Source organism: Streptomyces sp. NBC_01275, assembly GCF_026340655.1.
Taxonomy (GTDB): Bacteria; Actinomycetota; Actinomycetes; order Streptomycetales; family Streptomycetaceae; genus Streptomyces.
In genome coordinates, this window is the sequence record NZ_JAPEOZ010000001.1 from 5,766,205 (window position 1) to 5,788,944 (window position 22,740).

General features: G+C 70.7%; 21 protein-coding genes. 13 read left to right on the top strand and 8 right to left on the bottom strand.

Annotated features, from left to right (window positions below):
• Positions 1 to 69 precede the first annotated feature (69 nt).
• Positions 70 to 468: a helix-turn-helix domain-containing protein gene (locus OG562_RS25485; RefSeq protein ID WP_266401594.1), complete on the top strand. Its 399-nt coding sequence runs from the start codon at positions 70 to 72 to the stop codon at positions 466 to 468.
• Positions 469 to 503: 35 nt separating this feature from the next.
• On the opposite strand, the gene OG562_RS25490 is transcribed toward OG562_RS25485, so the two are convergent.
• The 5 genes from OG562_RS25490 to OG562_RS25510 all read right to left on the bottom strand — a co-directional run bounded on the left by OG562_RS25490 (position 504) and on the right by OG562_RS25510 (position 7,579).
• Entirely contained in the window at positions 504 to 1,592 is a 1,089-nt protein-coding gene (locus OG562_RS25490) for a 2-oxoacid:ferredoxin oxidoreductase subunit beta (protein ID WP_266401596.1), read from the bottom strand.
• The gene (locus OG562_RS25495) at positions 1,585 to 3,507 is read right to left on the bottom strand and encodes a 2-oxoacid:acceptor oxidoreductase subunit alpha (protein ID WP_266409506.1); all 1,923 of its coding nucleotides are present in this window, start codon (positions 3,505 to 3,507) and stop codon (positions 1,585 to 1,587) included. The genes OG562_RS25490 and OG562_RS25495 overlap by 8 nt, the downstream gene beginning before the upstream one ends.
• A gap of 252 nt (positions 3,508 to 3,759) precedes the next feature.
• Positions 3,760 to 4,419 carry a response regulator transcription factor gene (locus OG562_RS25500; RefSeq protein ID WP_323187664.1) on the bottom strand — a complete coding sequence of 220 codons (660 nt, stop codon included), beginning with the start codon at positions 4,417 to 4,419 and terminating at the stop codon, positions 3,760 to 3,762.
• Positions 4,420 to 4,774: 355 nt separating this feature from the next.
• Positions 4,775 to 6,268: a sensor histidine kinase gene (locus OG562_RS25505; RefSeq protein WP_266401600.1), complete on the bottom strand. Its 1,494-nt coding sequence runs from the start codon at positions 6,266 to 6,268 to the stop codon at positions 4,775 to 4,777.
• 165 nt (positions 6,269 to 6,433) lie between these two features.
• The gene (locus tag OG562_RS25510) at positions 6,434 to 7,579 is read right to left on the bottom strand and encodes a sensor histidine kinase (RefSeq protein WP_266409508.1); all 1,146 of its coding nucleotides are present in this window, start codon (positions 7,577 to 7,579) and stop codon (positions 6,434 to 6,436) included.
• A 437-nt stretch (positions 7,580 to 8,016) separates the two neighbouring features.
• Between OG562_RS25510 and OG562_RS25515 the strand changes: the two genes are divergently transcribed.
• The 11 genes from OG562_RS25515 to htpX all read left to right on the top strand — a co-directional run bounded on the left by OG562_RS25515 (position 8,017) and on the right by htpX (position 19,577).
• Positions 8,017 to 8,448, top strand: a complete 432-nt coding sequence (locus tag OG562_RS25515; RefSeq protein ID WP_266401601.1) for an NADH-quinone oxidoreductase subunit A — start codon at positions 8,017 to 8,019, stop codon at positions 8,446 to 8,448.
• On the top strand, positions 8,439 to 9,128 hold the full coding sequence (locus tag OG562_RS25520) for an NADH-quinone oxidoreductase subunit B (RefSeq protein WP_266401604.1): 690 nt from the start codon (positions 8,439 to 8,441) through the stop codon (positions 9,126 to 9,128). Before OG562_RS25515 ends, OG562_RS25520 begins: the two co-directional genes overlap by 10 nt.
• A complete protein-coding gene (locus OG562_RS25525) occupies positions 9,125 to 10,405 on the top strand; it encodes an NADH-quinone oxidoreductase subunit C (protein ID WP_266401606.1) in 1,281 nt (426 codons plus the stop codon). Before OG562_RS25520 ends, OG562_RS25525 begins: the two co-directional genes overlap by 4 nt.
• Positions 10,402 to 11,370: a complex I subunit 1 family protein gene (locus OG562_RS25530; RefSeq protein WP_266401608.1), complete on the top strand. Its 969-nt coding sequence runs from the start codon at positions 10,402 to 10,404 to the stop codon at positions 11,368 to 11,370. Before OG562_RS25525 ends, OG562_RS25530 begins: the two co-directional genes overlap by 4 nt.
• An 80-nt stretch (positions 11,371 to 11,450) precedes the next feature.
• Positions 11,451 to 12,179 carry a 4Fe-4S binding protein gene (locus OG562_RS25535; protein WP_266409509.1) on the top strand — a complete coding sequence of 243 codons (729 nt, stop codon included), beginning with the start codon at positions 11,451 to 11,453 and terminating at the stop codon, positions 12,177 to 12,179.
• The gene (locus OG562_RS25540; protein ID WP_266401610.1) at positions 12,176 to 12,868 is read left to right on the top strand and encodes an NADH-quinone oxidoreductase subunit J; all 693 of its coding nucleotides are present in this window, start codon (positions 12,176 to 12,178) and stop codon (positions 12,866 to 12,868) included. The genes OG562_RS25535 and OG562_RS25540 overlap by 4 nt, the downstream gene beginning before the upstream one ends.
• Positions 12,868 to 13,269 carry an NADH-quinone oxidoreductase subunit NuoK gene (gene nuoK / locus OG562_RS25545; protein ID WP_266401612.1) on the top strand — a complete coding sequence of 134 codons (402 nt, stop codon included), beginning with the start codon at positions 12,868 to 12,870 and terminating at the stop codon, positions 13,267 to 13,269. Before OG562_RS25540 ends, nuoK begins: the two co-directional genes overlap by 1 nt.
• Positions 13,266 to 15,260 carry an NADH-quinone oxidoreductase subunit L gene (locus OG562_RS25550; protein ID WP_266401614.1) on the top strand — a complete coding sequence of 665 codons (1,995 nt, stop codon included), beginning with the start codon at positions 13,266 to 13,268 and terminating at the stop codon, positions 15,258 to 15,260. Before nuoK ends, OG562_RS25550 begins: the two co-directional genes overlap by 4 nt.
• Positions 15,261 to 15,266: 6 nt before the next feature.
• Positions 15,267 to 16,865, top strand: coding sequence for a NuoM family protein (locus tag OG562_RS25555; protein WP_266401617.1), 1,599 nt, complete (start codon positions 15,267 to 15,269; stop codon positions 16,863 to 16,865).
• A complete protein-coding gene (locus tag OG562_RS25560) occupies positions 16,862 to 18,409 on the top strand; it encodes an NADH-quinone oxidoreductase subunit N (RefSeq protein ID WP_266401620.1) in 1,548 nt (515 codons plus the stop codon). The genes OG562_RS25555 and OG562_RS25560 overlap by 4 nt, the downstream gene beginning before the upstream one ends.
• A gap of 304 nt (positions 18,410 to 18,713) precedes the next feature.
• Positions 18,714 to 19,577 (top strand): zinc metalloprotease HtpX, encoded by an 864-nt coding sequence (gene htpX, locus OG562_RS25565; protein WP_266401622.1) that lies wholly within the window; start codon positions 18,714 to 18,716, stop codon positions 19,575 to 19,577.
• A 77-nt stretch (positions 19,578 to 19,654) separates the two neighbouring features.
• Here the strand turns inward: htpX and OG562_RS25570 are convergent, their stop codons facing one another.
• Positions 19,655 to 20,056, bottom strand: coding sequence for a YccF domain-containing protein (locus tag OG562_RS25570; protein WP_266401624.1), 402 nt, complete (start codon positions 20,054 to 20,056; stop codon positions 19,655 to 19,657).
• A gap of 232 nt (positions 20,057 to 20,288) precedes the next feature.
• Complete coding sequence (locus OG562_RS25575; RefSeq protein WP_266401626.1) at positions 20,289 to 21,542, bottom strand: APC family permease; 1,254 nt, start codon at positions 21,540 to 21,542, stop codon at positions 20,289 to 20,291.
• Between the two features lie 304 nt (positions 21,543 to 21,846).
• Here OG562_RS25575 and OG562_RS25580 point away from each other — a divergent pair, with 304 nt between their 5' ends.
• A complete protein-coding gene (locus OG562_RS25580) occupies positions 21,847 to 22,113 on the top strand; it encodes a GlsB/YeaQ/YmgE family stress response membrane protein (RefSeq protein ID WP_266401628.1) in 267 nt (88 codons plus the stop codon).
• Between the two features lie 96 nt (positions 22,114 to 22,209).
• Here OG562_RS25580 and OG562_RS25585 read toward each other — a convergent pair whose 3' ends face one another.
• Entirely contained in the window at positions 22,210 to 22,698 is a 489-nt protein-coding gene (locus tag OG562_RS25585) for a YajQ family cyclic di-GMP-binding protein (protein WP_266401629.1), read from the bottom strand.
• Positions 22,699 to 22,740 lie beyond the last annotated feature (42 nt).

Below are 22,740 nucleotides of genomic sequence, written 5' to 3' on the forward strand. Positions count from 1 at the left end.
GGGTGTGCCACTTACCCTAGGATCTACACTAACCAAGCGAAAGTACCCACTTTGAAGTAAGGTACTGGCATGACAGTAAGTACCCCCAGGAGCGCCCCTCGGGTCGCCGAGGCGATGTGCCCCTACCGCCTCGTCCTCGAGCACGTCACCAGCCGCTGGGGCGTTCTCGTTCTCATCCGTCTCCTCGACCGCCCGTACCGCTTCAGCGAGCTGCGCCGGGCGATCGAGCAGGTCAGCGAGAAGATGCTGACCCAGACCCTGCAGACCCTGGAGCGCGACGGACTCGTCCACCGCGACGCCAAGCCCGTCATCCCGCCGCGCGTCGACTACTCCCTCACCGACCTCGGCCGCGAGGCCGCCGAGCAGGTGCGGACGCTGGCCCTGTGGACCCATGAGCGGATGCCCGCCGTCGAACAGGCCCGCCAGGCGTACGACGAGGCCCGGGAACTCCGCTCCCGGGCCTCGTGACGTCCTAGGGGCTTCCTAGGGCTGTTCTACGGGCCTCAGCCGACGACCGTCCAGGTGTCCCCGCCCGCCAGCAGCGCCGCAAGGTCGCCCTTGCCGTGCTGTTCCACGGCCGCGTCCAGCTGGTCCGCCAGCTGGGTGTCGTAGACCGGCCGCTCCACGGAGCGCAGCACGCCGATCGGCGTGTGGTGCAGGGTGTCGGGGTCGGCGAGGCGGGAGAGGGCGAAGGCGGTGGTCGGGGACGCGGAGTGCGCGTCGTGGACCAGGACGTCCGCCTCGTTGTCCGCGGTCACGGTGACGACCTTCAGGTCGCCGGTGGCCGCGTCCCGTACGACCCCCCGCGCGCGGTCCGCCCCGAACCGGATCGGCTGCCCGTGCTCCAGCCGGATCACCGCCTCCTCGGCCGACTGCCGGTCCTTGAGCGCCTCGAACGCGCCGTCGTTGAAGATGTTGCAGTTCTGGTAGATCTCGATCAGCGCCGTGCCCGGGTGGGCGGCGGCCTGGCGCAGCACCTCCGTCAGGTGCTTGCGGTCGGAGTCGATGGTTCGTGCCACGAACGAAGCCTCCGCGCCGAGCGCCAGCGACACCGGGTTGAAGGGCGCGTCCAGTGAGCCCATCGGCGTCGACTTGGTGATCTTCCCGACCTCGGATGTGGGGGAGTACTGACCCTTGGTGAGCCCGTAGATCCGGTTGTTGAACAGCAGGATCTTCAGGTTCACGTTCCGCCGCAGGGCGTGGATCAGATGGTTGCCGCCGATGGACAGCGCGTCCCCGTCGCCGGTCACCACCCACACGCTCAGATCCCGCCGGCTGGCCGCCAGCCCGGTCGCGATCGCCGGGGCCCGCCCGTGAATCGAATGCATCCCGTACGTGTTCAGGTAGTACGGGAAGCGCGACGAGCAGCCGATGCCCGAGACGAAGACGATGTTCTCCTTGGCCAGCCCCAGCTCCGGCATGAAGCCCTGGACGGCCGCCAGGATCGCGTAGTCCCCGCAGCCCGGGCACCAGCGCACTTCCTGATCGGACTTGAAGTCCTTCATGGACTGCCTGGCCTCGGCCTTGGGGACGAGCGAGAGCGCCTCGATCGTGCCCGACCCTTCCCCGGTGGACCCCGTGCTCTCAGCCATCGATGGCCTCCTTCAGCGCCGCGGCGAGCTGCTCCGCCTTGAACGGCATCCCGTTGACCTGGTTGTACGAGTGGGCGTCGACCAGGTACCTCGCCCGTACGAGGGTGGCGAGCTGGCCCAGGTTCATCTCGGGGATGACGACCTTGTCGTACGCCTTCAGCACTGCTCCGAGATTGCGCGGGAAGGGGTTGAGGTGGCGCAGATGGGCCTGGGCGATCGGCTCCCCGGCCGTCCGCAGCCGTCGTACCGCCGCCGTGATGGGTCCGTAGGTGGAACCCCAGCCCAGGACCAGGGTTCTCGCCTCGTGCGGGTCGTCGACCTCGAGGTCCGGGACGTCGATGCCGTCGATCTTGGCCTGCCGGGTGCGGACCATGAAGTCGTGGTTGGCGGGGGCGTACGAGATGTTCCCCGTCCCGTCCTCCTTCTCGATCCCGCCGATCCGGTGCTCCAGCCCCGGCGTGCCCGGGATCGCCCACGGGCGGGCCAGGGTCTGCGGGTCGCGCTTGAACGGCCAGAAGACCTCGGCGCCGTCCGGGAGGGTGTGGTTCGGGCCCTGCGCGAACTGCACGGTCAGGTCCGGCAGCTCGTCCACCTCCGGCACGCGCCACGGCTCGGAGCCGTTGGCCAGATAGCCGTCGGACAGCAGCATCACCGGCGTGCGGTAGGCGAGTGCGATCCGGGCCGCCTCCAGGGCCGCGTCGAAGCAGTCGGCGGGCGTGCGCGGCGCGACGATCGGGACCGGGGCCTCGCCGTTGCGCCCGAACATCGCCTGCAACAGGTCGGCCTGCTCGGTCTTGGTCGGCAGCCCGGTCGACGGCCCGCCCCGCTGGATGTCGACCACCAGCAGCGGCAGCTCCATCGAGACGGCCAGCCCGATGGTCTCGCTCTTGAGCGCCACCCCCGGCCCGGAGGTCGTCGTCACGCCGAGCGACCCGCCGAAGGCCGCACCCAGCGCCGCCCCGATCCCCGCGATCTCGTCCTCGGCCTGGAAGGTACGCACGCCGAAGTTCTTGTGCCTGCTCAGCTCATGCAGGATGTCGGAGGCCGGGGTGATCGGGTAGGACCCCAGGAACAGCGGCAGATCCGCCTGCCGGGCGGCGCTGATCAGGCCGTACGCCAGAGCCAGGTTCCCGGAGATGTTCCGGTAGGTGCCGACGGGAAACGCCTTCGAGGCCGGAGCGACCTCATAGCTGACGGCGAAGTCCTCGGTCGTCTCGCCGAAGTTCCAGCCGGCCCGGAAGGCGGCGATGTTGGCGGCCGCGATGTCGGGCTTCTTCGCGAACTTCGACGACAGGAACTTCTCGGTGCCCTCGGTCGGCCGGTGGTACATCCATGACAAGAGGCCGAGCGCGAACATGTTCTTGCTGCGCTCGGCCTCTTTGCGGGTGAGGTCGAATTCCTTGAGTGCCTCGACGGTCAGGGTGGTCAGGGGGACCGGGTGGAGCTGGTAACCGTCGAGGGACCCGTCCTCCAGCGGCGAGGCCGCGTACCCCACCTTCTGCATCGCCCGTTTGGTGAACTCGTCCGTGTTGACGATGATCTCCGCACCCCGCGGCACATCGCCGATGTTGGCTTTCAGCGCCGCCGGATTCATGGCGACCAGCACATTGGGCGCATCACCCGGCGTGAGGATGTCATGGTCGGCGAAGTGCAGCTGGAACGAGGAGACGCCGGGGAGGGTGCCGGCGGGCGCACGGATCTCGGCAGGAAAGTTCGGCAGGGTCGAGAGGTCGTTCCCGAACGAGGCGGTCTCGGAGGTGAAGCGGTCACCGGTGAGCTGCATACCGTCGCCCGAGTCCCCCGCGAACCTGATGATCACCCGGTCGAGACGACGGACGTCCTTCGTCCCGACCGGTTTGCGCTGCTCTCCCACGACGGCTCCGTCGGCTTCCTCGGATCTGTCGATCCCGTCGATCCCGTCGATTCCGCCGCTTCCGTCGGCCTGTTCCGCTGGGCTGCTGACCTGACTGGTCACTGAACTGGACCTCCCTCGAGGTGGCTGTCCCGGAGAGGCCTTCCCGAAGGCCTCCCTGGATCAACCCTACGTCGGTAAGGGTCGCCTTCCCTCGGCCGTTCGTCAGACGGTCACTGCCCCGAGACGGCCCGGCACCCCGACTTGTCATGATTTCCCGCCCCCCGGCATCGCTCCGGTAGACGCTCCGGTCCGCTACGAATTGAGGTAGGTGAGGACCGCGAGAACACGGCGGTGATCCCCGTCGCTGGGCGAGAGCCCGAGCTTCAGGAAGATGTTGCTGACGTGCTTCTCCACGGCCCCGTCGCTCACCACCAGCTGCCGGGCGATGGCGGAGTTGGTCCGCCCCTCGGCCATCAGCCCCAGGACCTCCCGCTCACGGGGGGTGAGCCGGGCCAGCACATCCTGCTTCCGGCTCCGCCCGAGCAACTGCGCGACGACCTCCGGATCCAGCGCCGTACCCCCCTGCGCGACCCGCACCACGGCGTCCACGAACTCCCGCACCTCGGCCACCCGGTCCTTGAGCAGATAGCCCACCCCACGACTGGAACCGGCCAAAAGTTCGGTGGCGTACCGCTCCTCCACATACTGCGACAACACCAGCACTCCCAGCCCCGGATACACCTTTCGCAGCTGTACGGCGGCCCGCACCCCCTCGTCGGTGTGCGTGGGCGGCATCCGCACATCCGCCACCACGACGTCGGGCAGCGCCCCCTCGTCACTCAGCTCGGTGACGGTCTTGACCAGCGCGTCCCCGTCCCCGACACCCGCCACCACGTCGTGCCCCCGATCGGTGAGCAACCGGGTCAGCCCCTCCCGCAACAGCACCGAATCCTCGGCGATGACCACCCGCACCCTGTCCTCCACGATCCTCGGCCCCCCAGCCGTCCACCCGTCCACCGGTCCACTCTTCTGTGGAACGAGTCCAGCATTCCAGCATCGGCTTCATCTGCACCCGGGAACGGGACGGAATAGGGGGCCCTGACAGGTATTTCAGCCCGCCGGCCTTTGAGGACGAGGCCCTTTAGGGCAGAAGCGGGGGTCTGGGGAGGCGGCAGCCCCCAGGGACGGGAACGGAAGGGACGGGAACGGGCAGGATCGGAACGGGCGGGGACGGGAACGGGCGGGAACCGGCGGCGGGGGCCGACACCCCAGGGACGGGAACCGGAGGCGGCGGAGGCGAAACCCCGTAGAGCGGCCCCCTAGGGGGCTACCCCCGCTCTCCCCGCCACGGCAACTCCGCCGTGACCCGCGTAGGCCCCCCCGGCGGCGAGTCCACCACCAGAATCCCGTCCACCGCGTCCAACCGCCCCGCCAACCCCGCCAACCCGGACCCGCCGGAGGCCTCCGCGCCGCCCACCCCGTTGTCCACCACCTGCAACATCAGCCGATCCTCCACTCGCCACACGTCCACCGACGCCCAGGTGGCCCGCGCATGCTTGCTGATGTTCTGCAGCAGCTCCGACACCGTGAAGTACGCGATCCCCTCGATCGCCGGCGCCGCCCGCTCCGCCAGATCCACCTCCACCTGCACCGGCACCGCACACCGGGACGCCACCGACGACAGCGCCGCGTCCAGCCCCCGGTCGGTCAGCACCGCCGGATGAATGCCCCGGGCCAGATCCCGCAGCTCCTGCAACGCCGTCTTCACCTCGCCGTGCGCCTCGTCCACCATCTGCGCCGCCGCGCGCGGATCCTCCCGCAGCTTCTCCTTCGCCAGCCCCAGATCCATCGCCAGCGCCACCAGCCGCGCCTGCGCACCGTCGTGCAGATCGCGCTCGATGCGCCGCAGATCGGCGGCGGCCGCGTCCACCACGACCCCCCGGTCCGACTCCAGCTCCACCACCCGCGACGCCAGCCGGGACGGCCCGAGCAGCCCGTGCACCAGCAGCCGGTCCACCGTCGTCAGCGCCCGCACGATCCACGGCGTCGCCATCGTCACCAGCAGCCCCACCAACGCGGTGACGGCGATCTCGAAGGGGTTGTCCAGATAGATCTGGTGGTGGTCGTCGCCGTACAGCTGGATCCCGCCCTGACCGGCGTACATCGGGAGGACCCAGAACCACAGCGGATACGTCAGCGTCGTCCAGCCGACCGACCACACGGTGATGGTGACGCAGAAGGAGAACACCGCCCACGGGAACTGCACGAGCGCGTACAGCGCGTGCCGCCACGACGCCGCGTTCTTCAGGACGGCCCCCATCCAGGCCATCCCGCCGCCCTTGCCCTTCACCCGCAGCGGCTCGGGGGCGGCCACGTCCAGGTCCAGCAGCCCGCGCGCCCGCGCCCGCTCCAGCGCCCCGAACCCCCGGCATGCGGCGAGCGCCGCCGCCAGCACCGGGACGCCGAGGAACGTCACCAGCAGGCCCACGCCCAACGACAGCATGGTGACCGTGAAGGTGAACAGCACGAGGGCGATCGGGAAGCCGGTCAGGACGTAGGCGAGCTCGCGCCAGTGGCGACCGGAGAGCGGCTCGCGCAACCCGGCCGGCAGCCGGCGCCGCCGCTCGACGAAACCCGCCTCCGAACCCTCGTACTCCGTTCCGTACCGCCCGTGCTGCCCGTGCTGCCCGTACCGCCCGTGCTGCCCGTACCGCCCGTGCTGCCCGTACCGCCCGTGCTGCCCGTACCGCCCGTGCTGCCCGTACCGCCCGTGCTGCCCGTACCGCCCGTGCTGCTCGTGCTGCCCGTACTGCGTGGCCATCGGTGTCATCCGTTCTACTCGTCGCGCTCGTACGGCTCATCGCGCAGCTGGTGTGCCGTACGTCCCACCCTCCTGGACCCGCCCCGAACCGGCCATGGAGTCCGTCGGCGTCTCGAACGGGGGGTTTTCCCTACCTCCTGAGAACCGGGAAGGGCGCGACGCGAGTCACCCCGTCGCGCCCCGGTCCCGCCAGGGCAACTCCGCCGTCACCGTCGTAGGACCCCCCACCGGCGAGTCCACGACGAACAGCCCGTCGACGGCGTCCAGCCGCTCCGACAGCCCCTGCATCCCCGTCCCGCCGTCGGGGCTCGCGCCCCCCTGACCGTCGTCCCACACCTGGATGAGGAGCCGCTCGTCCGTCCGCCACACGTCGACCGAGGCCGAACGCGCCCCGCTGTGCTTGCTGACGTTCTGCAGCAGCTCGGACACGGTGAAGTAGGCGATCCCCTCGATGGCCGCCGCAGGTCTGGACGGCAGGTCGGCGGTCACCTTCACCGGCACCGTGCACCGGGACGCCACCGACGACAGCGCCGCGTCCAGCCCCCGGTCGGTCAGCACGGCCGGATGAATGCCCCGCGCCAGATCCCGCAGCTCCTGCAGGGCGAGCTTCACCTCGCCGTGCGCCTCCTCCACCATCGCCGCGACGACGTCGTCGGCCTGGCCCTCCAGGAGCTTCTCCTTCGCCAGCCCCAGCCCCATCGCCAGATTGACCAGCCGCGCCTGCGCGCCGTCGTGCAGGTCGCGCTCGATGCGCCGCAGATCGGCGGCGGCCGCGTCCACCACGACCCCCCGGTCCGACTCCAGCTCCGCGATACGACGCTCCAGCCCGTCCGAGGGCGACAGCAGCCCCCGCACCATCGCCCGGTCCGCGTTGGTCAGCCAGCGTGCCAGATACGGCAGCACCGGCCACAGCACGAACAACGAGGTCAGCGCCACGGTGAAGGTGAGAATGCCCCAGGGCAGCCGGATGCCGTCGTACAGCACCGCCCGCCAGGCCACCGGGTCCTTCAGCGCCAGCCACATCCGCGCGAGCAAGCCGCCCGCCCGGCGCAGCGGCAACGGACTCGGCTCCTCGATCCGCACCCCCAGCAGCCGCCGCGCCCGCCCCCGCTCGAACCGGCCCAGCAGCCGCGCCCCGCCCAGCCCGAACGCAAGCAGCGGCAGCCCCACCACGGTGAACGTCATCGCGGCGCCGGTGACCATCACCGTCGCCACATACGTGAAGCCGATCAACGACATCGGCAGATTCCCGAGAAGGTGCGCGATCTCCTTCCACGTCTGCGCGTCGTAGACATGCCGGACCGGAGGCAGGGCGCCACCTCCCTGCTCCCCGTCTCCCGGGGAGGAAGTGGAGGACGGGGAGGAGGAGGGGGAAGACAGGGAGGACGGAGAGGAGCGTGAGGATGGCGAAGGCGATGGGGATGGCGAAGGCGATGGGGATGGGGATGGGGATGGGGAAGACGGGGAAGACGGGGAAGACGGAGAAGAGGCGGGCTGGGAAGCGGTCATATGGGCTAGCGTGCCGCGCCGTACTCCGCCGCGCCATGAGGTCCGCCGCCTCCATCCCCTGGGGAAAACCCCCGTATGCCCCGGGAAACCCCCTACATGCCCCGGGAAACCCCCGGCACCCCCTCCCGAGGCCCCACGGGCTGCTTACCGTCCCTTTATCAGGGCCTAGACTCCCGTGCGTACAGATCGTCGAACGGACCTGTCGGCGAAGAGGCTGAGGTCAGGGAGCGAGGGACGACGTGCGGGAGTCGACCGTCGAAGTCGCGGCGGATCACGCCGAACATGTCGCGGAACACGTCGCGGCGGACTACTTCCAGTCCTACTCCGTCGTCGGGCTGCTCGCCGTCGTCGGCGTGCTGTTCGTCGCCGTCGCCTTCGGCGCGGGACGCCTGCTGCGCCCGGTGGTCCCCACCCCGGAGAAGCTCCTGACGTACGAGTGCGGGGTCGACCCCGTCGGCGAGGGCTGGGCCCACACCCAGGTCCGCTACTACGTCTACGCCTTCCTCTACGTCGTCTTCGCCGTCGACTCGATCTTCCTGTTCCCCTGGGCCACGGTCTTCGCCGCACCCGGCTACGGCGCGGCCACGCTCGTCGAGATGTTCATCTTCCTCGGCTTCCTGGCCGTGGGCCTGCTGTACGCATACAAGAAGGGCGTCCTGACATGGACGTGACCCCGGACGCGACCCCCGAAGCGGCCCCGGAACCGACCTCGCCGGAGCCGGTGTACCTGCCCGAGCCGAAGCGGCTCGGCGCCCTCGCCCGCCTCGCCCCCGAGCCGATGAAGGTCGTCCTGAACTGGGGCCGCCGCTACTCGCTCTGGGTCTTCAACTTCGGCCTCGCCTGCTGCGCGATCGAGTTCATCGCCGCGTCGATGGCCCGCCACGACTTCATCCGCCTCGGGGTCATCCCCTTCGCGCCCGGCCCGCGCCAGGCCGACCTGATGGTGGTGTCGGGCACGGTCACCGACAAGATGGCCCCGGCCGTGAAGCGCCTCTACGAGCAGATGCCCGAGCCGAAGTACGTCATCTCCTTCGGCGCGTGCAGCAACTGCGGCGGCCCGTACTGGGACTCGTACTCGGTGACCAAGGGCGTCGACCAGATCATCCCGGTCGACGTCTACGTCCCCGGCTGCCCGCCCCGCCCCGAGGCCCTTCTCCAGGGCATCCTCAAACTCCAGGAGAAGATCGCCCGAGAGTCCCTGGGCGAGCGCTACGGCGCCTCCGCACCCCGCCCGTCGACGAAGGCCCTCCAGAGCGGCCTGCTGAAGCCCCCGCCCACCGACTCTGCCTCTCCTTCTCCCTCCCCCTCTCCTTCTCTCTCTCCTTCGGATCCTTCGGAGGCGGGCCGATGACCACGACCGGCTGGCTCCCCGCTCCCACCGAGGAACTCTTCGGTACGCAGGCCACGGCCGAGGAGTCCTACGACGTCCTGACCGTCGACGTCCCGCCGGCCTCCTGGATCGCCGCGCTGGAAACGGCCCGCGACCGGCTGACCTGCACCTACTTCGACTGGCTGAGCGCCGTCGACGAACCGGGCACGGGCTTCCGCGTCTCGGCGCACGTCGTGGCCCTCTCACCGGTGCGCCGACTGCTGCTGCGCACGACGGTCCCGCACGAGGCGCCCGCGCTCGCCTCCGCCGTCGACGTCTACGCGGGCGCGGCCTGGCACGAACGCGAGACGCACGAAATGTTCGGCGTCGCCTTCCAGGGCCACCCCGCCCTGGACCACCTCCTCCTCCCGGAGACCTTCGAGGGCCACCCCCTGCGCAAGGACTTCGTCCTCGCCGCCCGCGTCGCCAAGGCCTGGCCGGGCGCGAAGGAGCCCGGAGAATCCGAGCACGGCGGCCCCAAACGCCGCCAGATGCTTCCCCCCGGCGTCCCCGACCCGAACGAATGGGGCCCCCTCAAGGGCCAACTCCCGCCCGCCCCGTCCCGCCCGGCCCGCCCGGCCCGTGGCGCGGCGGCGGCCCGCCCAACAGCCGGCGACCGCCCGGTCCGCCGCGCCCGCACGGCAGCAGACGGCTCGGCAAGCCAGCCGGCACCGCCACCGACGCCGTCCGCACCGGAAGCCGATACGCCCCCGAACCTGGCCCCGACCTCCGCCGGCCCGCGCCGCGCCAGGAGCGCAACCGCAGGCTCAGCCTCCCAGCGAGCAGAGGGCACGGAGAGCGCAGAGGGAACGGAGAACACCGAGCTCACCGAGCGCAGAGGGGACACGGAGGGCAGAGGGGACACGGAGGGCGCCGCCCCCGAGACGGCCCCGGCACCTGGACGCACCCCGTCCGGCCCACGCAGGTCCCGTAGCGCCTCCCAGGGCTCGGTCTCCCAGGGCTCTGGCGCCCCGCACACCCAGCCTCCGAGCGCCTCCCCGGCCCCCCGCAGCTCCGACGCCCCCTGGCACCACGCCCGCCCGGCCTTCGACGAGCCGGACCAGAAGGCCGACGCGCCGGACCAGGGGACCGACGAGCCGGACCGGACCGCCGACGAATCGGAACCGAAGAAGCCGTCACCCCCTGAGGCCACTTCCGAGGCCACTTCCGAGGCCACTTCCGAGGCCACTTCCGAGGCCACTTCCGAGGTCGAGGCCGAACCCTCCACCCCCGAAACCCCGTCAGGAGGCCCGCAGTGAACGACGCACTCGACGTCGCCCTGCGACTTCTGATCGTCTTCGTCGTCTTCCTCACCTTCCCCCTGATCGTCGGTCAGACCGAGCACAAGGTGATGGCCCACATGCAGGGCCGCCTCGGCCCGATGTACGCCGGCGGCTTCCACGGCTGGGCCCAACTCGTCGCGGACGGCGTGAAGTTCGCACAGAAGGAGGACATCGTCCCGGCGGGCGCGGACCGCCGTATCTTCCAGCTCGCCCCCGCCGTCGCCCTCCTGCCCTACCTCCTGGTCCTGCTCGCCATCCCGATCGGCCCCGGCGAGGGCGCTGTCGGGCAGGTCCTGGACGCGGGCGTCTTCTTCGTGCTCGCCGTGATGGGCGTCGGCGTCCTCGGCTCTCTCATGGCCGGCTGGGCCAGCGCCAACAAGTTCTCCCTCCTGGGCGGCCTGCGCACCGCCGCCCAACTCCTCGCCTACGAACTTCCGATGCTGCTCACCGCCGCCTCGGTGGCGATGGCGGCCGGCACGGTCTCCCTCCCCGGCATCGTCGACGCCTTCCAGTGGTGGTGGCTGCCCTGGCAGATCGTCGGCGGACTCGTCTTCTTCGTCGCCGGCCTCGCCGAACTCCAGCGCCCGCCCTTCGACATGCCCGTCGCCGACTCGGAGATCATCTTCGGCGCGTACACCGAGTACACCGGCCTGCGCTTCGCCCTCTTCCTCCTCGCCGAGTACGCCGGAATCGTCGTCCTGTGCGGCCTGACCACGGTCCTCTTCCTCGGCGGCTGGCACGGCCCCTGGGGCGCCGACGGGCTCGGCTGGGTCTGGACCCTGCTGAAGGCCGCGATCCTCGCCTTCGTCGTCATCTGGCTGCGCGTCACCTACCCCCGGCTGCGCGAGGACCAGCTCCAGAAGCTCTCCTGGACCCTCCTCGTCCCCCTCTCCCTCGCTCAGATCGCCCTCACCGGCATCGTCAAGGTGGTGATCTCCTAGTGGCTGAGTCACCTCCGCCCACCCGGTCCCGCTTCCCCGGCTCCGGCCTCGCCAAGGGGCTGGCCGTCACCCTCCGCACGATGACGAGGAAGACCGTCACCGAGCAGTACCCGGACGCTCAGCCCGACCTCCCGCCCCGCACCCGAGGCGTGATCGGCCTGTTCGAGGAGAACTGCACGGTCTGCATGCTGTGCGCCCGTGAGTGCCCCGACTGGTGCATCTACATCGACTCCCACAAGGAGACGGTCCCGCCCGCCGCCCCCGGGGGCCGTGAACGCAGCCGTAACGTCCTCGACCGCTTCGCCATCGACTTCTCCCTGTGCATGTACTGCGGTATCTGCATCGAGGTCTGTCCTTTCGACGCGCTGTTCTGGTCCCCGGAGTTCGAGTACGCCGAGACCGACATCCACGAACTCACCCACGAACGCGACAAGCTCCGCGAGTGGATGTGGACGGTCCCGGCCCCGCCCGCCCTCGACCCCGCCGCCGAGGAGCCCAAGGAGATCGCGGCCGCCCGCAAGACGACCGAGAAGCTCGCAGCCGCAGAAGCCACCCGAGCCGCGGAGGCCGCGGAAGCCGCCCAAGCCGCCCGAGCCGCGGAGGCTGCCGAAGCCGCCCAGGCTGCCGAGACTGCGGGAGCCGCCCAGCCCACGGAAACCGCTCAGGCTGCCCAGCCCACGGAAGCCGCCCAGGCCGCCGAGGCCGAAGGTGCCGCCCAGGCTTCGGATGCCGTCAAAGCCGCCGAGCCTGACCAATCGGCCGAGGCCGAGCCCACCGCACCCGCCGACCCCCAGGAGGGACGGACGTGACCCCGCTCTCCGCGGCCGCCACGCCGGTCGCCTCCGCGCCGCACGGATTCCTCTCCCCGACCGGTGTGGAGATCGCCTTCCTCCTCGTCGGTCTGGTCACCTTCGGCGCCGCCCTGGTCACCGTCACCACCAAGCAGCTGGTGCACGCCGCCCTGTGGCTCGTGGTCGCCCTCGGTGGCCTGGCCGTCGAGTACCTCCTGCTCACCGCCGAGTTCATCGCCTGGGTGCAGGTCCTCATCTACGTCGGCTCCGTCGTCGTCCTCCTTCTCTTCGGTCTGATGCTCACCAAGGCCCCCATCGGCCGCTCCCCGGACGCCGACTCCGGTAACCGCTGGGCCGCCCTCACGGTCGCCGTCGCCGCGGCCGCCGCGCTGGTCTGGGTGGTCGTCGACGCCTTCCGGGCCACCTGGATCGACCTGGACGGCCCGGCCGTCGGCTCCACCGAGGTCACCGGCGCGAGCCTCTTCCAGAACTGGGTGCTCCCCTTCGAGGCCCTCTCCGTCCTTCTCCTCGCGGCCCTGGTCGGCGCGATCGTCCTGTCCCGCAAGACGAAGGCGGAGTCGAGCTCTCCCCCTGTGAACTCCCGAACCGCCACCAAGAGTTCCCCGCCCGTCACGGAGAGTTCCGTGAATTCCCCGTCCGTCCCAGGCACCCGGGAAGATCCGGCCGAGCAGGAAGGGGCCCGCTGATGCATCTCGCCTACCCCGCCGTCCTCTCCGCCCTCCTCTTCTGCACCGGCCTGTACGGCGTCCTCGCCCGCCGCAACGCGATCCTGGTCCTGATGTCGGTCGAGCTGATGCTCAACGCCGTCAACCTCAACCTGGTCGCCTTCGACGTCTGGCTCAGCAGGACCGCCGAGGAGACCCTGCACTCCGGCCAGGCCCTGACCCTGTTCACCATCGCCATCGCCGCCGCCGAGATCGGCATCGGCCTGGCGATCGTCCTCGCCGTCCACCGAGGCCGCGGCACCGCGGACATCGACAAGCTCCGCGACACCGCCGAGGGCCACGAGAGCCCCGGGCTCGACGGCCCCGACAGCGACGCCCCCGCGACCGGAGCGGCCGCCGAGAAGGCTGAGGCCACCGCGTGACCACGACCACCCTCGCCGTACTCGTCCCCCTCCTTCCGTTCCTGGGGGCCGTCGTCGGCCTGCTCCTGGGCCGCACGGCCCCCGGCTTCGTCCGCCCCCTCGCCGTCCTGCCGACCCTGGCCGCCCTCGCGCTGGCCGCGATCGTCGCCGCACGCCAGGGCGGGGACGCGGCCGTCGACGCGGCCACCGAACTGACCCCCACCGGCTCGGTCCCGGTCGAACTCGCCCTGCACATCGACGGCTTCGCCGCCCTCGTCGCCCTCCTCGTGTGCTTCGTCGCCGTCTGCGTGCAGATCTACTCGACCGGCTACCTCCGCGAGGACCCGCGCTACCCCTCGTACGCCGCGCTCGTCTCCCTCTTCACCTCCGCCATGCTCCTGGTCGTCTACTCCGGCGACCTGATCGTGCTGCTGGTCGGCTGGGAAGTCATGGGCATCTGCTCCTACTTCCTGGTCGGTCACTACTGGGAGACCCCTGAGGCCCGCGCCGCCTCTCTCAAGGCCTTCCTCGTCACCAAGCTCGGCGACGTCCCCTTCCTCATCGGCCTGTTCGCCCTCGCCACCGACGCCGGCTCCTTCCGGATCACGAAGGTCCTCGGCACCGTCGCCCATGGCGGGCTCGACCACCCGACCCTCGTCGCCCTGCTGCTCCTGGCGGGTGTGGCGGGCAAGTCGGCGCAGTTCCCGCTGCACACCTGGCTCCCCGACGCGATGGCGGGCCCGACGCCCGTCTCCGCGCTGATCCACGCGGCGACGATGGTCGCCGCCGGCGTCTACTTCGTCGCCCGTCTCCTCCCCGTCTTCGAGGCCTCCTCGGCCGCGATGGTCGTGCTCGCCGTGATGGCCGCCGTCACGATGGTCGGCTCGGGTCTCGCCGCGCTCGCCCAGGACGACATCAAGCGCGTCCTCGCCTACTCGACGATGGGCCAGCTGGGCTACATGACCGGCGCCCTCGCCGTCGGCGACCGCTCGGCCGCCGTCTTCCACCTCCTCTCGCACGGCGCTTTCAAGGGCTTGCTGTTCCTCGCGGCCGGCGTCGTCATCCACGCCGCCGGCACCAACTCGCTGGCCGCCATGTCCCGGATGGGCGGACTGCGCGACCGCGTCCCCGACGCCTACTGGACGATGACTGTGGCGCTCCTCGCGCTCGCCGCGATTCCGCCCTTCAGCGGCTTCTTCTCCAAGGAGTCCGTTCTCGGCGCCGCCGAACACGTCACCGCGGGCCACACCGAGCACGCCCCCGGCGCGGCGGGCTGGACCGTCCTCGTCGCCGGTCTCCTCACCGCCCTCCTCACGGCCGCCTACGCGACCCGTCTGTGGCTGCTGGCCTTCCGCGGCAGCGGCGCCGAGGCCCCCGACCACGGCCGCCAGCCCCTGACCATGACCCTGGTGCTGTGGGTCCTGGCCGTCCCGTCGCTCGCCCTCGGCGCGCTCGCCTATCGCACGCTCCCCGACTGGTTCGACGGCCGCGACCTCGCCCCGACCCTCACCACCTCCGTCCTCGGCACGGGCGTCGCCCTGGTCGGCGGCCTCGTCGCCTACGCCGCCTGGCGCCACCTCGCCGGGCTCGCCGCCCGCGTCCCCCTGGGCGCGGTCGCCGCCCACCCCGAGGGCGACGCCGGGCTCGTCGAGGCCGAGGCCATCGCGTCGCACGCGCCCGCGTACGGCGACGTGGCCTCCGCGCCCGACCCCGCGGACCCCGGACGGCTCCTGCTCGGCCCGCTGCACCGCCACGCGGCCGTCGGCTTCCACCTGGACGCCGTGTACCACGTGCTGTTCGTCCGCCCGGTCCTAGCCGGCGCGAGTCTCGTCCGGTTCCTCGACCGCGAGGTCGTCGACACCTACGTACGCGGCGCGGGCGCCCTGCCCCGCTGGCTCGGGGCCGCCGTACGGCGCGCCCAGACCGGCAACGTCCAGACCTATGTGAGCGCGCTGCTCGCCGGCACCGTCGTCCTGGCGGTCGCCGCCCTTCTCGTCGCCTCGGGAGCGTGAGCGGGCGTGATCGATATCAACGAGTCCGTGATGCAGGTCCTTCTGGCATTCATCGTCGTCGGCCCGCTCCTGGGCGCCGGCGCCGCTCTGCTGCCGGCCCCGCCGGGGCTGAAGGGGAAGTCGCCCGAGCAGGCCGTGCTGCGGCACGGCGTGACCGTGACCGGCGTGGTCCTCCTCGCCGCGATCGTCCTCACGCTCGGCTTCGACCACGACCACCCGTCGAAGATGCAGGCCAGCACGGACATCAGCTGGATCCCGGCACTCGACGTGCGCATCCACCTCGGCATCGACGGCATCTCCCTCCCCCTTCTGGTCCTGACCGCGCTGCTGACCTTCCTCTGCGCGCTCTACTCCTACTTCAAGCAGCAACATCAGCGGCAGACGCCGCGGGCCGCGGGCCCGTCCCCGAAGGCCTTCGTCGCGCTCGTGCTCGTCCTCGAGTCCGGCACCCTCGCGACCTTCGCCGTCCTCGACCTGATCCTGTTCTTCCTCGCCTTCGAGACGGTCCTCATCCCGATGTACTTCCTCATCGCCCGCTGGGGCGGTGAGCAACGGACCCAGGCCGCCTGGAAGTTCATCCTCTTCACCCTGCTCGGCTCCGTCGTCATGCTGCTCGGCCTGCTCCTGATCGGAATCAAGGCGGGCACATTCGACATGGTGGCACTCGCCACTGACAACGGCCGGTCGCTGACCACATCCGTGCAGGTCATCGCCGTTCTGGCGATCGGGATCGGGCTCGCGGTCAAGACCCCGATGTGGCCCCTGCACAGCTGGCTGCCCGACGCCCACACCGCCGCGCCGACCGTCGGCTCGGTCCTGCTGGCCGGCGTCCTGCTGAAGATGGGAACGTACGGGTTCGTCCGGATCCTTCTCCCGGTCGCGCCCGACGGGTTCCGCACCTTCGCGCCCTACCTCGCGGCCTTCGCCGTCGTCGGGATCATCTACGGCTCGCTGGCCTGTCTGGCCCTCGCAAAACGGGGAGCGAAGGGCGACCTCAAACGCCTGATCGCCTACTCCTCCGTCGGCCACATGGGCTTCGTGCTGCTCGGCATCTCCACGATGACCCCGACCGGAGTGAACGGCGCCCTGTTCGCCAACATCGCCCACGGACTCATCACCGGCCTCCTCTTCTTCCTGGTGGGAGCCCTGAAGGACCGCACCGGCAGCACCGACCTCGACGCCCTGGCCGAGCAGACCGGCGCCGCCCTGTACGGCAGGACCCCCCGCCTCGGCGGCCTGCTCGCCTTCGCCGCCGTCGCCTCGCTCGGCCTGCCGGGCCTGGCCGGGTTCTGGGGCGAGATGCTGGCGTTGTTCGGCGCCTTCAACCCCGCCGACGGCCTCAGCCGCCCCGCCTTCCTCACCTTCACGGCGATCGCCGCGTTCGGCACCCTGCTGACGGCCGCGTACCTGCTCGTCGTCGTCCGCCGCGTCTGCATGGGCGCGGTCCCGCAGGACGCCCCGCGCCTCGCCGACGTACGCGGCTACGAGTTCGCGGCCTGGACCCCGCTCGTCGTCCTCACCGTCGTCGGGGGCCTGTGGCCCAAGGCCCTCCTCGGCCTGACCGACCCGGCCGTGCAGCAGCTCCTCGCAGGAGGCACCCGATGAGCTCCCTGGCCCAGACCCTCGGCCAGCCCCTGGCCGAGTCGTCGATCCCGTCCGTGGTCCAGTCCGTCGACTGGCTCGCGATCGCCCCGCCCACCCTTGCGGCGGTCGTGGCCCTCGTCGTGCTCGTCGCCGACCTCTTCGTCGGCGACGCCCGCAAGCCGCTCCTCGGCTGGCTCTCGGTCGCGGGCCTCGCGGCCTCCACGGCCCTGCTCCTGCCCCTCCTGGACGGCGACCGCGCCACCTTCTGCCTGACCGGCGACACACGCGTGTGCAGCTATACGGCCGACCGCTTCACCCTGGTCATCCAGTTCCTGGTGCTCGGCGGAGCGCTGCTGGCCGCCCTTCTGTCGGTCACCGCCCTCAAGGACGCGCGCGGTCGACTCCCCGAAGGGGAGTTCTGGTTCCTGCTGCTGTCCTCCGCCGCAGGCGCCGCCCTGCTGCCCGCCTCCCGCGACCTCGCCACCCTCGTCGTCGCTCTGGAGGTCGCCTCCCTGCCCGCCTTCGCCCTGGTCGGCATCCGGCACGGCGACCGCAGGTCCTCCGAGGCGGCCCTGAAGTTCTTCCTGTCGTCCGTCACCGCGACCGCGGTCAGCCTGATGGGCATCAGCTTCGTCTACGCCACGACGGGCACCCTGTACCTCACCCAGGTCGCCGACCGCATCCAGCACGTCGACGGACAGCTGCACACCCTCGCCCAGACCGGCGTGGTCCTCACCCTCGTCGGCTTCGCCTTCAAGACCGCCGCCGTCCCCTTCCACTTCTGGGTCCCCGACACCTACGTAGGCGCCCCCCTGCCCATCGCCGCCTACCTCTCGGTGGTCGGCAAGGCGGTCGGCTTCTCCGGCCTCATCCTGGTCACGGTCGTCGGCTTCCCCTCCTACGCCGACGTCTGGGGCCCCGCCCTGGCAGCGCTGGCCGCCCTCACCATGACCGTGGGCAACCTCGGCGCCCTCCGCCAGCAGGCCACGCGCGCGTACAGCGCCGTACGCCTGCTCGCCTGGTCCTCCGTCGGACAGGCCGGCTACCTGCTCGTACCGATCGCCGCCGCCGCGTACTCCGACGACGCCGAGCACGCCGTCGGCTCCACCGTCGCCTACGCCCTCATGTACGCCGCCGTGAACCTGGGCGCCTTCGCGGTGGCCGCCCTGGTGAGCCGTACGAGCTCCACGAACCGCATCTCGGACTACCGCGGCCTGTACGCGAGGAACCCCCTGGCCGCCCTTCTCCTGGGCTTCTTCCTGCTCTGCCTCGCAGGACTGCCGCCGGGCGTCATCGGTCTCTTCGCCAAGGTCACCGTCTTCTCGGCGGCCGTCGACGCGGGCCTGGGCTGGCTGGCGGTCGTGATGGCCGTCAACGTCGTGATCGCCCTCTACTACTACCTCCAATGGACGGCCCTGCTCTTCCGCGCCCCCGAGGGCGAGCCCGTGAAGCACCGCGTCCCCGCCCCCCTCACGGCCGCGATCACCCTCACCGCGGCCCTCGGCGTCGCCCTCTCCGGAGCCCCCCAGCTGGTTCTGCGCTTCGCCGACACCGGCCTCTTCTGACCCCGCACCGGCCTCTTCCGACCTTGGCACGGGACTCCTCCGAGCCCCCGCACCGGTCTCCTCCGAGCCCCGCGCCGACGGTCTTCCGGGCCGGCACGCTCGCGTACGCCCCCGTGTCCACCTGCACGGCCCACGCCCCCCTGCCGGACGCACAAGGGCACTAAAGGGAACTCGTGGCCCCCGCCTGGCGTTGACCGGTACGGGAGGGTCCACTGGACGTGACACCACGGAGCCAGAGGGCACTGGAGACGAGGAACATCCGCAAGCAAAGGGTTCCCCTGCCGCACGACTTGGAGGGCGTACCGTGCACCGCCGGCACAACGGGCTCAGGACCGCAGTACTCCTCGGGGGACTGTCCGCACTCATCATCGTCATCGGCAGCTTCTTCGGCCGTATGGGGCTCGTCGTCGCGGTCCTGATCGCGCTCGGAACCAACGCGTACGCGTACTGGAACAGCGACAAGCTGGCGCTACGCGCGATGCGAGCCCGCCCGGTGAGCGAATTCGAGGCCCCCGCCCTGTACCGGATGGTCCGCGAGCTCTCCACCCAGGCCCGCCAGCCCATGCCCCGCCTGTACATCTCCCCGACCGAGGCCCCCAACGCCTTCGCGACCGGGCGCAATCCGCGCAACGCCGCCGTGTGCTGCACCGACGGCATTCTGCGCCTCCTCGACGAGCGCGAACTGCGCGGCGTCATCGGCCATGAGCTCAGCCACGTCTACAACCGCGACATCCTCATCTCCTCGGTCGCCGGCGCCCTCGCCTCCGTGATCATGTTCCTGGTCAACTTCGCCTGGCTGATCCCGATCGGCCGCTCCGACGACGACGACGGCCCCGGCATCCTCGGCATGCTCCTGATCATGATCCTGGGCCCGCTCGCCGCCAGCCTCATCCAGCTGGCCATCAGCCGCTCCCGGGAGTACGAGGCGGACGCCTCCGGCGCACAGCTCACCGGTGACCCGCTCGCTCTGGCCAGCGCCCTGCGCAAGCTGGAGACGGGCACCAAGCAGCTCCCGCTGCCGCCGGAGCCCCGGATCGAGACCGCGAGCCACATGATGATCGCGAACCCTTTCCGCCCGGGTCAGGGACTCTCCAAGATGTTCTCGACGCATCCGCCGATGGCGGAGCGCATCGCCCGCCTCGAGAAGATGGCGGGCCGCCACCAGTGAGCACGCCCGTCGACTCGTCGACCTCTTCATGGACGTGCTGACCAAGGCCCCGACTGTGGGCTGAAGCCCCGGATTCCTCAGCGTCCGCCGAACGCCTCATCCGTCGAGACGACCTCACGTCCCAGCGGCATGAGCGAGATGGGGATGAGCTTCAGGTTGGCCCACCCGAACGGGATGCCGATGATCGACAGGAACAGCGGGATGCTCGTGATCAGGTGGGCGAGAGCCAGCCACCAGCCCGCGAAGATCACCCAGATCACATTGCCGATGAACGACCCCGCACCGGCCCCCGGCCGCTCCACAGTCGTGCGGCCGAACGGCCAGATGACGAAGCCGGCGATGCGCAGCGACGCGATGCCGAACGGGATGGTGATGATCAGGACGAAGCAGATCAACGCGGCGATCAGGTAGCCGATCGCCATCCAGATGCCGCAGAAGACGAGCCACAGGATGTTCAGCAGCAGGTTGAAAAGCTTCATGATCGGTACCTCTCCAAAGGGATCCGCCGGTACTGCCTGCTGCCACAAGTATCAGCCGGTCACGCCTTCAGGCGGAACCGGAGCGTCTTTGTAGCGTGATCGGGAACCTACGGAAACGATCCCCTTCGTCAGCGCCGGGTCGCACGGTTTTCCACAACGGCCCGGTTGTCCACAGGCCGGCCCCGATGCCGGTGGCGGCCCGCATGATGGATCTGCCTCGCCACAGCGCGCCCTAGCGTCCAGCGACCCACATGCGCCGCACGACGTAGGCGACCACACCCACCGCCAACACACCCGCCCCCACGACCACCGACTCTCCCGGCAGCGCGAACGCCAGGACCACGCAGCCCAGCAGACCCACCGCAGGCAGGACCCGCCGCACCGGGGCCGGATCGAGGGTCCAGGCGGAGGCGTTGGCCACCGCGTAGTACGTCAGTACACCGAAGGAGGAGAAACCGATCGCGCCCCGCACGTCCACCGTGGCGGCGAGGACCGCGACCACCGCGCCCACGGCCAGCTCGGCCCGGTGCGGTACCTGAAATCGCGGATGCACGGCCGCCAGCGCGCCCGGCAGATGCCGGTCCCGGGCCATGGCCAGCGTCGTGCGCGAGACGCCCAGGACCAGGGCGAGCAGCGAGCCCAGCGCGGCCACGGCCGCCCCGACCCGGACCACCGGGACCAGCCCCGGCGCCCCGGCCGCCCGCACCGCCTCGGTCAGCGGCGCGCCCGCCCGCCCGAGTTCGCCCGACCCCAGTACGGAAAGGACGGCGACCGCCACACACGCGTACACGGCCAGCGTGATGCCCAGCGCCAGGGGGATCGCGCGAGGGATGGTGCGCGCCGGATCCCGCACCTCCTCGCCGAGAGTCGCGATGCGCGCGTACCCGGCGAACGCGAAGAACAGCAGACCTGCGGCCTGCAGCACCCCTGCGAGGCCACCGGAGGCCCCGACGTCCAGCCGCCCGGCGTCGGAAGCCCCGGATCCCAGGCACACGACCACCACGGAAGCGAGGACCGCCAGGACCACCGCCACGATCACCCGCGTCAGCCGTGCGGACTTCTGGACACCGCCGTAGTTCACCGCGGTCAGCGCCGCCACGGCCGCGACCGCCACCGCGTGCGCCTGCCCCGGCCAGACGTACGCCCCGACCGTCAACGCCATCGCCGCACAGGAGGCCGTCTTCCCGACCACGAACGACCAGCCGGCCAGGTATCCCCAGAACGCCCCCAGCCGCTCGCGTCCGTACACGTAGGTGCCGCCCGAGGCCGGATACAGGGCGGCGAGCCGCGCCGACGACATGGCGTTGCAGTAGGCGACCAGCGCGGCGAGCGCGAGTCCGAGCAGCAGCCCCGAGCCCGCGGCGTGCGCGGCGGGAGCCAGCGCGGCGAAGACGCCTGCCCCGATCATCGAGCCGAGCCCGACGACCACGGCGTCCCCCACGCCCAGCGTCCGCCGCAGCTCGGCGGAGGGTGCGGACTGTGTCATGTGCCGCACCCTACTGATCCGGGGAACCGCCGGACGACGTCGCGACGTCGTCCCCGACGCATCGAAATGAAAACCGAACGAACCGAACACAGAACGACACGGCACAACGCGTCATGCCGTGCCATGCCGTGCCATGCAACGACATGACCCAACCCGCGAGCGCTGCGGGGACGCGGGACGGCCGGATGTCCGGACGTCCGGACGGCCGGATGTCCAGGGACACCACGCGCGAGCACAGCCTGTCCGGATCCACATCACAGCGCCGGGACAGCGTGGGCACAGAACGGAAGGGCAGGTTCAGGACATGAGCATCATCAGCTGGATCATTCTGGGGCTGTTGGCCGGAGTCATCGCCAAGGTCCTGCTGCCGGGCCGTGACCCGGGCGGCTTCATCGGCACGACCCTCATCGGCGTCGCGGGCGCGTTCATCGGCGGCTGGATATCGGCCCGCTGGCTGGACCACCCCATCGCCAAGGACTTCTACGACGGCGCCACCTGGGCCGCGGCGATCGGCGGCTCGCTCGTGCTCCTGATCGTCTACCGCCTCCTGTTCGGCAACTCGCGCGACTGAGCGCGCCCCTGGCCGCAGCGACAGGAGTAGAGGGGTGGGCGCCGACGGGCGTCCACCCCTCCTCGTACCGCCTCGCTCGTGGCGTCTGCCGTGTGCCTACCGGTAGTTCACGAACTGCAGGGCGAAGTCGAAGTCCTGGCCCTTCAGGAGGGCGATGACGGCCTGCAGGTCGTCGCGGCTCTTGGAACTGACACGCAGCTCCTCGCCCTGCACCTGGGCCTTCACGCCCTTGGGGCCCTCGTCGCGGATGAGCTTCGCCACCTTCTTCGCGTTGTCCTGGGAGATGCCCTCCTGGATCTCCGCGAAGAGCTTGTACTCCTTGCCGGAGAGCTGCGGCTCGCCGGCCTCCAGCGCCTTCAGCGAGATCCCGCGCTTGATCAGCTTGGACTGGAAGACGTCGAGGACGGCCTTCACCCGGTCCTCGGAGTTCGCCTCCATCAGGATCTTCTCGCCGGACCACGAGATCGAGGCGCCCACGCCCTTGAAGTCGTAGCGCTGCGAGATCTCCTTGGCGGCCTGGTTGAGGGCGTTGTCGACCTCCTGCCGCTCGACCTTCGAGACGATGTCGAAACTGGAGTCGGCCATGTCCTGTGGCTCCTTGTATCGGGGTGCGTGTCGGGTGCGTAT